Source organism: Pseudomonas sp. KBS0710, assembly GCF_005938045.2.
Lineage (GTDB): Bacteria > Pseudomonadota > Gammaproteobacteria > Pseudomonadales > Pseudomonadaceae > Aquipseudomonas.
This window is the reverse complement of sequence record NZ_VCCF02000001.1, coordinates 1395172-1407283: the sequence shown is the minus strand read 5'-3', so window position 1 is coordinate 1407283 and position 12112 is coordinate 1395172. Positions and strand designations below refer to the sequence as shown.

The window sequence follows — 12112 nt, the reverse complement described above, 5'->3', positions numbered from 1 at the left end:
GTCGCACGGTGGGCGCTTACTTGGCGAACAGCAGGCTCATGTCTTTGAACGCCTTGAACTCCAGGGCGTTGCCGCACGGGTCGAACAGGAACATGGTGGCCTGCTCGCCCACCTCACCCTTGAAGCGGATGTAGGGTTCGATCACAAACCGGGTCTCCCGCGCGCGCAGCCGATCGGCCAAGGCTTCCCATTGGTCCCATTGCAGGATGATGCCGAAATGCGGCACCGGCACATCGTGGCCGTCCACCGGGTTGGAGTGCACCGACTCCTGGGATTCGGTTTTGGGATGCTCGTGAATTACCAACTGGTGGCCGTAAAAATCGAAGTCGACCCATTGCGCACTGGAGCGCCCTTCCGAAAGGCCAAACACATCGCCGTAGAAGTGACGCGCGGCGGCCAGGTCGTAGACGGGAATCGCTAAATGAAAGGGAGAAAGGCTCACGGTGGCTACCTGCTGGTTCTGTTTGGTTAGAACCCGATTCTTCACCAGAAAGCCCCACGGATAAAGCGGATATCCTTCGCCCTGAGCCTCAATAATTTCGATGCTCGCGCCCTACTTCGGCGCACCCAGCACTTCAATGACGCACGCCCTGAATAACTCGAAGAGCGGCAATTGGCGCTGGGTGTACTTGGTCAGCAGCACGATTTCACGGTAGAACGTGAGCTTGTCCAATCGCAAAACCCGCACGTCGCTGCCGTGTTCCAGCCACAGGCCAGCCAAGGGCACCAGCGACACGCCGAGGCCGCTGCGCACCATCTTGACGATGGCGTCCAGCTCGTCGAGTTCCAGCGCCTGCTGGGTCTGGAGCTTGTGTTCCTTGAGAAACTGCGTGACCTGGCGCCCGCCGAACGAGCCACGGTCATACCGCACGAAGGGTTGCTCACGCAGGATCTGCAGCGGGTCGTCGCCCTGCACGTCCTTGGCGGTAATCAGCACAAAGGGTTCGCGGGCGATCACTTCGATATTCAGGTCTTTGGGCAGGTTGAACGGCGGGCGGATCATGATCGCCAGGTCCAGCTCACCGGCATCCACCTGGCTGAGCAGGTTGAGCGAAACCCCCGGCACCAGGCTGACCTCGATAAACGGCGCGCGGCGTTTAAGCGCGACCAGCGCCTGGGGCAGGATGCCGGTTTGCACACTGCCAATGGCGCCGATGCGCAGCGAACCGTGAAAGTTGTTGGCGCTGTCGGGCGCGCCCATGCGCGAGAAAATATCGAGGATCTCCTCCGCCAGCGGCACCGCGCGCTGCCCGGCCGCATTGAGCGTGGCGGAGCGACCGGTGCGGTCGAACAGCTTGACGCCCAACGCGTCTTCAAGGTGTTTAATCTGCGCACTCACAGCCGATTGCGTCAGCCCCACCTGCTGCCCGGCGGCGGCGAAAGTGCCACGGCGGGCGGCGCTCACGAAGGTTCTCAGCTCTCTGATCATGGGGCTACCTTATAGGTCGTTGGGGTTCAGCAACCGCTCAAGGCCACCTGCGGCCGCTCACCTGCGAAGAAGAACGGGCGTAGGCGCACGCCGACGCTGTTACCAACAAACGCGGCCACCAACCACACCCAGCCATGCAGGCTGCCGGAGGCAATGCCGCTGAAGTACGCGCCGATGTTGCAGCCGTAGGCCAGGCGCGAGCCATAGCCCAGCATCAAGCCGCCGATCACTGCGGCCACCAGCGAGCGCGCCGGGATTTTCAGGCTCGGGGCAAACCGCCCGGCCAGGCCCGCGGCCAACAGCGCGCCGAGGACGATGCCGATGTCCATCACGCTGGTGATGTCTTCCCACACGGGTGCTGCCAGGGCTTTGGCATTGCCCGGCATTTGCCAGAACGCCCAACTGGCCACGTCCACACCCAAGCCGCTGGCCACTTTGGCGCCCCACAGCGCAAACGCCGAGGTAATGCCCCATGGCCGCCCGGCCAGCGCCAGCGTCGCATAGTTAAGCAGCGCCAAACCGATTGCACCCCACACCAACGGCCAAGGCCCGCGCAGGAAACGGCGCAGGCCGATGTGCTCGCTGCTCACACCGGGTTCAAGCTGGCCGTGACGGCCCTTTTCCAAACGCACGGTGACCAGCGCAATGAGCGCAAACACGGCCAGGCTCAGAATCATGGCCGGCAACACGCCGAAGCTCTTGACGATGGACACCGCCGGGAACGCCGGCAACGCGAACCACCAATCCACATGGTGCGTGGCAATCAGCGAACCGCAGATAAAGAACAGCAGCGTCACCAGCATGCGCGCATTACCGCCGCCCACGGTGAACAGCGTGCCGGACGCACAACCGCCGCCCAACTGCATGCCGATACCAAAAATAAACGCCCCGAACACCACCGACACCCCAGCCGGTGCCACCAGCCCGACCACCGGCTGCCCGAACAACGTGCCTGCCCCCAATGCCGGGAAGAACAGCAACACCGCGACTGCCAGCATGATCATCTGTGCGCGCAAACCGGCGCCGCGCCGATCATTGATAAATACGCGCCAGGCTGACGTGAATCCGAAAGCGGCGTGGTACAGGGTCAAGCCCAGCGCAGCGCCGACCACCAGCAACAGCACCTGGCGCGAGCCGACGCTGTTTTGCAGGAATACGGCGCCGGCCACCAGGATGATAAAAGCCACCCACGGCGCGATGGGCTTGCGCGCGGGGGTCAGGGAAAGGGAGGTGCTCATGGGGGATCTCGGTTTATTTTTAACAGGAGTGGACAACCAGGGTGTCGAGTATAAAGGATCAGCCTTGTATAAACGCCCAACACGCTGTTGTAGCAAGCACGTAAGCTCACTAGAGTTTTATGGGATTCTTGAATGACCTGATTGAGGGCTCCCATGGCTGTCACCTCGCTGGACACAACCTCGCCCCGATCATCGAGGTCCTGCAATACGGCAGTATCGGTTGCCCCTTCATTGATCCGATTGGCGCTGACGTGTTGCCCGCGAATTGGCTCGGATGATCTGCGAAATTAACCAGCAACCGGGGACACAGAAAAGACCATGAGTTTTCTCGGCACATTCCGCTCGCTGCGCAGCCCCAACTACCGCATCTGGGCCGCCGGCGCGCTGGTATCGAACATCGGCACCTGGATGCAGCGCACGGCGCAGGACTGGCTGGTGCTCACCCAACTCACGCCGCACAACGCCGCCGCGGTGGGTATTGTCATGGCGCTGCAATTCGGCCCGCAGTTGCTATTGCTGCCGTGGACCGGTTTCGCTGCCGACCACTATGACCAGCGCAAGCTGCTGATCTTCACGCAGGCGGTGATGGGCCTGCTGGCGCTGACGCTGGGCGTGTTCACCATCACCGGCTTTGTGCAGTTGTGGCATGTGTATGTGTTCGCGTTTTTATCCGGCTGCGCCTCGGCCTTCGATGCGCCGGTGCGGCAGATTTTTGTGGCCGAACTGGTGGGCGAGAAAGACTTGTCGAACGCCATCGCGCTGAACTCCACCTCGTTCAATATGGCGCGCATGATCGGCCCGGCGGTGGCCGGCGTGACCATCGCTTCGGTCGGCACCGGCTGGGCGTTCCTGCTCAATGGCTCAAGCTTTTTTTTGCGGTGCTGGCGTCGCTGTTTTTCCTGCGGGTCACGGGCCAGAACAGCAAGGTGCGGGCATTGCGCACCAAAGGTAGCCTCACCGAAGGCATGCGCTATGTGTGGGCGCGGCCGGACCTTAAGGCGATCCTGCTGATGCTGTTTCTGATCGGCACCTTCGGCATGAACTTCCCGATTTTTATCTCGACCATGGCGGTCAGCGTGTTCCATGCCGATGCTCGCGGCTACGGCCTGCTGACCTCGACCCTGGCAATTGGCACCATCGCCGGCGCGCTGATCGCCGCCGGCAGTGAACGCCCGCAGTTCAAGTCACTGCTGACCGGCGCGGCGGTGTTCGGGTTTGGCTGCGTCCTTGCAGCATTGGCGCCCAATTACTGGATGTTCGCGATTGCGCTGGTGATCATCGGCGTCGGCGCCATGACGTTCAGCAACACCACCAACAGCCTGATGCAACTCACCACTGAACCTGCGATGCGCGGCCGGGTGATCGCCCTGCGCGTCGCGGTTGCCTTGGGCGGCACGCCGATCGGTGCGCCCATTGTCGGTTGGGTGGCCGATCACCTTGGCCCGCGTTGGGCGCTGGTGGTAGGCGCTGTGTCGGGGATTCTGGCGGTGGGCGTGGCGCTCTACACGATCAAGCGGCAGTTGGATCGGCCGACAGTGATTACGTCCGCCCCACCGACCCCGTAACCGGCAAATTGCCCAGTAACTTAAGCCCGGTGCTCTTCACAAAGGTGTCGTAGTCCATCGGCTTCTGGATACGGGTTTCGGCGTTGGGCAGCACATAGGCCCAGGCGCGTTTCGACGAAGCGTCGTACACCAGTTTGAACAGGCGCGTCGGCACCCACACCTTGTTGTCGCCGATGGTGCTGTAGCCGGCATCAAACAACGGGCCGGTGAACACAAACACATTGCCGCCGGCACGTACGGCGAACTTGCGCACGTCGGCCTCGACCTTGCTCCAGATCTTGCGGTTGTTGGTGGGGTCTTGCGGCACCATGTTCGACAAGGCGAAGGACTGCGCCATGGCATTTGCGCTCGGTGCATCGGCAGCCGGGGATTGATGGCCGCGGTCTACCGCCGGGTGCTGGCTGCGGTAGTCGCTCAATTCGGCGCGGGCGCCTTTGGGGATGCGCGGGTCGGGATAAAACTGGTTGGTGCGCTCTTCACCCTTGGCGTCTTTCAACTGTGCGGCGTTCAAACGCTCGACCACCACCAAAGGCGTCTTGCTGGTTTGCGAGTAGAGCACCGCAAAGTGATCCGAACACAGCGCCATGGGTTTCATCGAGGCGGGTACGGTGGCCGTGTTGATCGGCGTGGCGCCAGGAAACAGGTCTGCGCAGCCGTCGAAGGAGAGCCGTTTTTCTTGACTGGAATAGAGACCGAGGGCCGCGCTTTGGCTGATGGAGCTTGAGCGCGAAGTGTGTTCATGGGCGGGTGGTTTGATCAGGTCCAGCAGACCACGGGCCTGTGCGCCGGGCGAGAGCAGAACAAGCGCCGACAGGCCGACTGCAATAATGCGTAAGTGCATGTTTTATATCTTAAAGTGAGGAGCCTAATGGACCCTCACTTTAAACTTTAGTGCGACGCCTGACTGATCGAATTCCAGGCCGCCTGGGCCAGTAACTCGCGATACTCCCAAGGGCTTTTTTTGACCTTGGCTGACAGCCAGGCCCGCGAGTAGCTTTCGGCCGCGCCGATGATCAGCGAAGGAATGAGTTCGGCGGGCAACTGACTGAAATGCTCCTTGCGCCCTTCTGCATTCATCCAGTCTTTTAACTGATGGTTACGCCGTTTATTGCGCGCAACCAGCTCGTCCTTGAACGGGCCGTTGGACACCGCAAAGCGGCTTTGGAACACGAACCGCGCCCACTCCGGCTGTGCATGCACCCACTCAACGTAGCTGTACACCAGCGCCACAACGCCAGCCTGCGCAGTTTGCGCGTCCTGCAAATAACGCTCGCGCAGGGTGGCCTGGTCTTCAAGTGCGGCAAAAAACAGTGCGGCCACCAGCCCCTCTTTACTGCCGAAATGATGGTAGATGGCGCCCACGCTGGTGTCGCAACGTGCGCGAATGGTTTCGATATTGGTCGCCTCGATGCCCGCCTCGTTAAAGCACGCCAGCGCTTCACGCAGGATGCTGCGCTTGAGGTCGCTGCGCCTGCCGGGGAAGGTACGCTCGATGAGGTCGATGGTGTGCATGCGAAGAGGCGCCAAATAAAAACAGTTTATAGGTTCATCGACCGCCAGAGAAAGCGTGGGTTGACGCGAATGGAATCTACAGAATATTGTTCTGTTACGGAATTTTATTCCGCAAACCAAAAAAGGAATACCCCATGAGCCAAGTACTCAGCATGTTCAACAGCGCCGGCCCCGCCGCTTTCAGCAAAATGGTCTGCCAGATGGCGCCCTATTTCAGCACCATCACCCCCGAATTCGTCGAACTGAGCCCCAACCGCGCAGTGGTCAACGTGCCGTTTTGCAAGGAAATCACCAACCACCTGGCCTCCGTACATGCCATCGCGCTGTGCAACGCGGCCGAGTTGGCAGGCGGCACCATGACCGATGTATCGATCCCGGCCGGTGCGCGCTGGATTCCCAAAGGCATGACCGTGGAATACCTGGCCAAGGCCAAATCAAATATCCGCGCCGTGGCGGATGGCAGCGCGGTTGATTGGCAAACCGCCGGAGACAAGATCGTGCCGGTGGATATTTTCGATGAGGGCGACATCAAGGTGTTCACCGCCCGCATCACCATGAATGTGAAGCTCGCTTAACGCCTAGTGCCCCGCCACCGCAGGCCCATCGGCCGACCGCCGTCCCGGTTTGAAACCATGGGCATGCGCCGCGCAGGCAATCACCAACGCCACCAGCAGCAACAGCGCCATTGCCCAGGGAAATGATGCGGCGCCCCATGTCTGCAGCAACACGCCACCGACTACGCCGCTGGCCGCAATGGCGCTGTTCCAGGCCACCACGTTCAGCGACAGCGCCACATCGGCGCCCTCTCCGGCGGCATCGGCCAACGCGGTTTGCAGCAGTGTGGCAGCACCACCAAAGCTCAGGCCCCACACGGCCACGCCGAGGTAGATCACCTGCGGCACGTTGCCAAAGAAACCGAACACCAGCGTGACTGCCGCGAAGGTCACCAGGCTTGCCAACACCGTCTTGCGCAACAACGGCTCGACCAGTTTGGCCGTCAACCAGATCCCCAGCAGCGCGGCAATGCCGAACACCAGCAAGACTAAATCCACACGTTCAGCCAAGCCTGCACGCGCCACAAACGGGGCAATGTAGGTGTACAGAATGTTGTGGGCCAGCATCCAACTGATCACCACCGCCAGCACCGGCCGCACGCCGGGCGTGGTCAGCACTTGGCCCAGGGACAGACGCTGGTGCGCGGGCTGCGGCGGATAGTCCGGGACTTTCACCAGTACCCACACAATCAGCACCAGCGTCAGTACCGACATCAGACCAAACGTGGTACGCCAGCCCACCAGGCCGCCCAGCCACGTGCCCAGCGGCACACCCAGCGACAGCGCAATCGGCGTACCCACCATGGCCAGTGCCAGTGCCCGGCCCTGTTGATGCGGCGCAACCATGCGCCGGGCATAACCGGCCAGCAGGCTCCAGGCCAGCCCCGCCGCCACGCCGGCAAAGAAGCGCGCCACCAGGGTTACGCCGTAATGGGACGACAGCGCAGTGATGGAGTTAAACAGCAGAAAGCCGACGATGGTCAGCAGCAACACATTGCGCCGCCGCCAGCCACGGGTGGCAATCGTCATGGGGATCACCGCCAGCACCGAACCCAGCGCATAGGCCGTGACCATCTGCCCGGCCATCGACGGCGAAATCCCCAGGCCGTCGCTGATCAACGGCAACAGCCCGGCAGGCAGGGTTTCGGTGACGATGCAGATAAAGCCGGTCATGGCCAGGGCGAGCAAAGCGCCAATGGGCAGACGCTCGGAGGACGCGGATAAGCTGAGTGAGGGTGTCACGACAAACTCCTTGGGAAGATTTAAATACTGATCGATACAAATGTTGCGTGCGCACCGACCTTGTTGTCAATGACTTATGTATCGACTAGTATTTATCTCGCTTACCCAGAGGATCCCCACATGGCAAAGATGGGCCGCCCGCGTAATTTCGACCGAGACCAGGCCGTGGAACAGGCCATGCACCTGTTCTGGCAGCACGGTTACGACGCCACCTCCCTCGCCCAGCTCAAGGCCGGTTTGGGTGGAGGTATTTCCGCGCCAAGTTTTTACGCCGCATTTGGCTCCAAGGAAGCGCTGTTCGATGAGTGCGTGCAGCGTTATCTGGCCACCTATGCCCAGGTCACCGAGTGCCTGTGGGATGAGGCTTTGCCGCCACGCAAGGCCATCGAAACCGCGCTGCGCCAGTCGGCGCGCATGCAGTGTGAAGACGGGCACCCCAAGGGCTGTATGGTGGCGCTGGGCGTGATGAGCGCCCCCAGCCCGGAGAATGCGCGGGTCGCGGACGCACTCACGCAATCGCGCGTGCGCACCCGGGCGGGCATTGTGGCCTGCGTTGAGCGCGGGATACGTCTTGGGCAATTGCCAGGCACCACGCAAGCGGCGTCGATGGCGACGGTGTTTGACAGTTTCTTGCAGGGCGTTTCGATTCTGGCGCGCGATAACGTGCGGTTTAGGGATATCGACGCGGCGATCAGCCAACTCCTGCTGACATGGGACATTGCCGCCGCTACCGCGCCGCCCATTCGTCCCGACACGCCAGCAAAAAGTCCACAAACGCCCGCACCCGATGCGGCACATAGCGCCCATGGGGATACAGCAAGGTGAAGGGCCGCGAGCGCCCGCCAAACGGCTTGAGCACTTCAACCAGGCTGCCGTCGGCCAACTCACGCTCAACGATAAACTTGTAGGTCTGAAACAGCCCCGCGCCGTGTTTGGCCAGGGTTACGCCGCCCAGCACATCATGGGCAATGCTGTAACCGGCCTCCCCGGCGAACTCCTGCTCCTGGCCTTGCACTTGAAACAACCACGAAATGCGCCGGCCATTGCTGGGCAACTCAAACTGAATGCACTCGTGCACAGGCAAGTCGTCCAACGTCTGCGGCGTACCGACGCGCTGCAAGTAAGCGGGTGCGGCGACAACCACCAACTCGGCATTTTCCAGCAGCCGCGCGATCAGCGACGAATCCGGCTGGGCGCGCACGCGAATGGCCAGGTCATAGCCTTCGGCAACGAAGTCGATATTGCGGTTGCTGATATGGATGTCCACGGTCACTTGCGGGTACTGCGCACGAAACCTGGGCAGCAGCGGCAGCAAGCGGTGATGCGCGTAAGTGGTCGGCACGCTGATGCGCAAGCGCCCGGACGGCACCGCCTGCGCGCCCATCACTTCTTGCTGGGCCTCCACCAGTTGCGTCAGCGCCTGGCGGCATTGCTCGAAAAATGTACGGCCGCTGTCGGTGAGGCGGATGCTGCGAGTGGTGCGCACAAACAAGCGCGAACCCAGGCGTTCTTCCAGGCGCGAAATACTCCGGCTCACGGCGGCCGGGGTAACGCCTGCGGCTTGCGCGGCAGCGGTAAAGCTGCCGGCTTCGGCAGCGAGGCAGAACAGCTCGATGCTGCCCAGCTGCAAATCTTCGAAATGGCGTTTCATGATTGATTTCGTCGGCTCACTATCCGACGCCATACTTACCAGCCTCTTGCCCTTTAATACAGCGTGCCGGGCGAGAATGAGTTACCGGCCGTCCTTGTGTCCGGCAGGTTAACGCACGATGGCGGCGACACTGAATGCGTGGATCTTGTCGACGATCTGGCGTGAGGCCGTCCGGATGGCCGTGGTGGTATTGCCGGCAATGTGCGGCGTCAATTGCGCAGTGGCAATAGCGGTCAATGGCGAGTCGAAGCGGTCTTTCTCCAGGGCAAAGGTATCGATGGCCACCGCTTTGATATGCCTGGGAAACTCGCCCATGAAGGCGGCCAGTTGGTGTTCGTCGACGATCCCGCCGCGCGCGGTATTGATGAGGATTGAGCCCTGGCGCATCTGCCGGAATTCAGCAGTGCCGAACAAGCCTCGGGTCTGCGGGGTGAGCGGTACGTGGATCGATACGATGTCAGCCTCGGCCAGTAACGCTTCAAGACCCGCCCGTCGTTCAAGCCCAAGGCTGCGGGCCACCGGTTCGGTAAAGCGTGCGGACCCGGTGGCGATCACCTTGAGGCCAAGCGCCGCAGCCTTGCGCGCCACCTGTCGGGCAATGCTGCCGGTGCCCACCAGCCCAAGCGTGAGTTCGGCGTATTCGCAGGCAGGTGCCAAGGTGCCTTTTGCCCAATGGCCGTTGTGCGTTTCGGCGTTGTAGGCATCCAGATCGCGCGACAGATACAGCGCCTGGGCCACGACGTATTCGGCAACAGCGGCCGCGTTGGAGCCCGGCGTGTTGAGGATCGTCACGCCACACTGCTCGCACGCCAGCCGATCAATATGATTGACCCCTGCGCCAGCCTGGGCAATGGCGCGCAGTGGCGTGGCCAACGCCGGCGAGGTGGCAGCGCGGATCAGGCCGGCGCCCAAGGGGATGTTCAGGCGCGTCTTGAACACGCTGTAGCCCCCGGCCTGACTCACGGCGGCAATAAAGCCAGGCTCGTCATGGCAGTTGATCTCGGCATAGTGAATGCGCGTGCCGTAGTGCTGCCGAATGCGCTCTTTGTCCGCGAAATAATGCAGGTTGAGGGTGACGCCCAGGCCCAGTTCAAGAAAGCGATCGACTTCCTCAAACAGTAACGGCGGCCCGGGAGCATCCAGTATCAGGGTGGTAAATGCCATACCGTTGATCCTCTTGGAGGGTTGCACCTGCCGATACCCAGGTTGCCCTGGGGATTTTGATCGTTCCCACGATCACAGCAGTAACCTGGAAAAATCGCAGCACGCTTGCGCCATCTGCGCCACGTCCTGGTTCAAGCCAAACTGCCGATCCACCCGGTGCAACGCCACGTACTGGATGCGCGGCAGTTCGGGCTCGGTGACCAGGGCCCGCAGTGCGCCTTGTTCGATCAAGTGCGACAAGCACGCCCTGGGCAGGTAACTCACGCCAATCCCCGACAACGCCAACCCTACTTGCACCAACAGGTTGTGGCTCGACAGCGTGCGCGGCATCTGCACGTTGTGCGCGGCCAGCCAACGCTCGTAGATCAACCCGGTGCCCGACTGCGCGCCCTGGGTGAGCACGGTGTAGTTGGCCAGGGCCTCAAGGCTTACCGGGTCGGCGTCGGGGATCAGGCTGGGCGCGCAGATCCAGGCGTTTTCCACGCTTTGCAGCGCGGTGCTGTGAAAGCGCGGGTCGCTGAACACGTCGGGGACGATCACCAGATCGAGCTGGTCGCTTTCGAGCTTGCGGAACAGCTCGCTGCTCAGTTCCACCGAAGGCTCGATCTGCACCTTGGGGTAAGCCTGGCGCAAGGCTTCGACCAGTGCCGGTAACCAGGTCAGCGCGGTCAACTCGGTAACGCCGAGGCGAAACCTGCGCACCAGCACTTCACGAGCGCTGACCCGTTCGAGCAGTTGGTCGCGGCCCTTGAGCAGGTCGCGGGCATAGTCGAGCAGCTCGCCGCCCTTTTCGGTCAGCCGCGCATTGCGTTTGCTGCGGTCGAAAATCTCCACATCAAAGGTGTCTTCCAGCTCCTGGATGCGCTTGGAGATCGCCGACTGAGACATGTTCAGCTTGTTGGCCGCCGCTTCAAAACTGCCCAGTTCAGCGATCCAGTACAGCGCGTCGATTTGCTTGAAGGTGATCATGGCGGCTAACTCATGAGAAAAATCGATGCTATCACATTATAAAATATCGCTAAAACTGTCCGTTTATCACTCCTAAGATCCGGCCATAGCCCTTCGCTATCTGACGACTCTGGAGATTTGCCATGTCCTTGCCCGGTTCACGCATCCTTCCCAACGCCCCGATGGCCCCGGCCGAGTTGGTCGAAGCCTTTGCCAACGTGGTCACGCCGCATATCAGCGACAACCTCGGCCGCCACATCGGCGCCCGTGGGCTGACGCGTTATAACCGCAGCGGCAAGCTGGTGGGCACGGCGATCACGGTCAAGACCCGGCCCGGCGACAACCTGCTGATCTACAAGGCCATGAGCATGATGCAGCCCGGCCACGTGCTGGTGGTGGACGGCCAGGGCGATACCAATAACGCGGTGATCGGTGAGCTGGTCAAACTCTACGCCCAGCAACGCGGCTGCGTCGGGTTTGTGATCGACGGCGCGATTCGTGATGTCGCAAGCTTTGACAGCACGCCCTGCTATGCCCGCGCCGTGGTGCATACCGGGCCTTACAAAACCGGGCCTGGCGAGGTGAATGTGCCGGTGTCCATCGGCGGCATGCTGATCAACCCCGGCGACTTGCTGGTGGGAGATGAAGACGGATTGGTGGCGTTTTCCCAGGCTGACGCAGCCGAAGTGCTGCGCCGTGCCGGGCAACATGCCGAGCATGAAGAAGCGGTCAAGGCCGAAATCGCCAGGGGTGCGGTGCGCCAGAGCTGGATCGACAAAGTGCTGGCGAACGCCGGCTTGGCGGATTGA

12 protein-coding genes and 1 pseudogene are annotated in these 12112 nt (G+C 61.7%); 4 read left to right on the top strand and 9 right to left on the bottom strand.

Translation table 11 applies throughout. The features are described from left to right. Window positions 1–16 precede the first annotated feature (16 nt). The 3 genes from FFI16_RS06580 to FFI16_RS06570 form a co-directional block, all read right to left on the bottom strand. Window positions 17–442, bottom strand: coding sequence for a VOC family protein (locus FFI16_RS06580; RefSeq protein WP_138814599.1), 426 nt, complete (start codon window positions 440–442; stop codon window positions 17–19). A 111-nt stretch (window positions 443–553) separates the two neighbouring features. Then, window positions 554–1429, bottom strand: a complete 876-nt coding sequence (locus FFI16_RS06575; RefSeq protein WP_138814598.1) for a LysR family transcriptional regulator — start codon at window positions 1427–1429, stop codon at window positions 554–556. 26 nt (window positions 1430–1455) lie between these two features. Continuing rightward, window positions 1456–2667: a YeeE/YedE family protein gene (locus FFI16_RS06570; protein WP_138814597.1), complete on the bottom strand. Its 1212-nt coding sequence runs from the start codon at window positions 2665–2667 to the stop codon at window positions 1456–1458. A gap of 318 nt (window positions 2668–2985) precedes the next feature. On the opposite strand from FFI16_RS06570, the pseudogene FFI16_RS06565 reads away from it, so the two are divergent. After that, a pseudogene (locus tag FFI16_RS06565) lies at window positions 2986–4232 on the top strand (MFS transporter). Here FFI16_RS06565 and FFI16_RS06560 read toward each other — a convergent pair. After that, window positions 4207–5073 carry a DNA/RNA non-specific endonuclease gene (locus FFI16_RS06560; RefSeq protein WP_138814596.1) on the bottom strand — a complete coding sequence of 289 codons (867 nt, stop codon included), beginning with the start codon at window positions 5071–5073 and terminating at the stop codon, window positions 4207–4209. The pseudogene FFI16_RS06565 and the gene FFI16_RS06560 sit on opposite strands and share 26 nt — an antisense overlap. Before the next feature lie 47 nt (window positions 5074–5120). Beyond that, entirely contained in the window at window positions 5121–5744 is a 624-nt protein-coding gene (locus FFI16_RS06555; protein WP_138814595.1) for a TetR/AcrR family transcriptional regulator, read from the bottom strand. Between the two features lie 134 nt (window positions 5745–5878). Here FFI16_RS06555 and FFI16_RS06550 point away from each other — a divergent pair, with 134 nt between their 5' ends. Beyond that, on the top strand, window positions 5879–6319 hold the full coding sequence (locus FFI16_RS06550) for a hotdog fold domain-containing protein (RefSeq protein ID WP_138814594.1): 441 nt from the start codon (window positions 5879–5881) through the stop codon (window positions 6317–6319). A 3-nt stretch (window positions 6320–6322) separates the two neighbouring features. On the opposite strand, the gene FFI16_RS06545 is transcribed toward FFI16_RS06550, so the two are convergent. Continuing rightward, a complete protein-coding gene (locus tag FFI16_RS06545; protein WP_138814593.1) occupies window positions 6323–7540 on the bottom strand; it encodes an MFS transporter in 1218 nt (405 codons plus the stop codon). Between the two features lie 120 nt (window positions 7541–7660). On the opposite strand from FFI16_RS06545, the gene FFI16_RS06540 reads away from it, so the two are divergent. Next, window positions 7661–8365 (top strand): TetR/AcrR family transcriptional regulator, encoded by a 705-nt coding sequence (locus FFI16_RS06540; protein ID WP_138814592.1) that lies wholly within the window; start codon window positions 7661–7663, stop codon window positions 8363–8365. Here the strand turns inward: FFI16_RS06540 and FFI16_RS06535 are convergent. From FFI16_RS06535 to FFI16_RS06525, 3 genes are all read right to left on the bottom strand, one after another. Next, window positions 8268–9191 carry a LysR family transcriptional regulator gene (locus FFI16_RS06535; protein WP_138814591.1) on the bottom strand — a complete coding sequence of 308 codons (924 nt, stop codon included), beginning with the start codon at window positions 9189–9191 and terminating at the stop codon, window positions 8268–8270. The two genes, FFI16_RS06540 and FFI16_RS06535, sit on opposite strands and share 98 nt — an antisense overlap. Window positions 9192–9299: 108 nt before the next feature. Further along, window positions 9300–10355 (bottom strand): D-isomer specific 2-hydroxyacid dehydrogenase family protein, encoded by a 1056-nt coding sequence (locus tag FFI16_RS06530; protein WP_138814590.1) that lies wholly within the window; start codon window positions 10353–10355, stop codon window positions 9300–9302. Window positions 10356–10427: 72 nt separating this feature from the next. Further along, window positions 10428–11324, bottom strand: a complete 897-nt coding sequence (locus FFI16_RS06525; protein ID WP_138814589.1) for a LysR family transcriptional regulator — start codon at window positions 11322–11324, stop codon at window positions 10428–10430. A 122-nt stretch (window positions 11325–11446) separates the two neighbouring features. On the opposite strand from FFI16_RS06525, the gene FFI16_RS06520 reads away from it, so the two are divergent. Beyond that, the gene (locus FFI16_RS06520) at window positions 11447–12112 is read left to right on the top strand and encodes an RraA family protein (RefSeq protein ID WP_138814588.1); all 666 of its coding nucleotides are present in this window, start codon (window positions 11447–11449) and stop codon (window positions 12110–12112) included.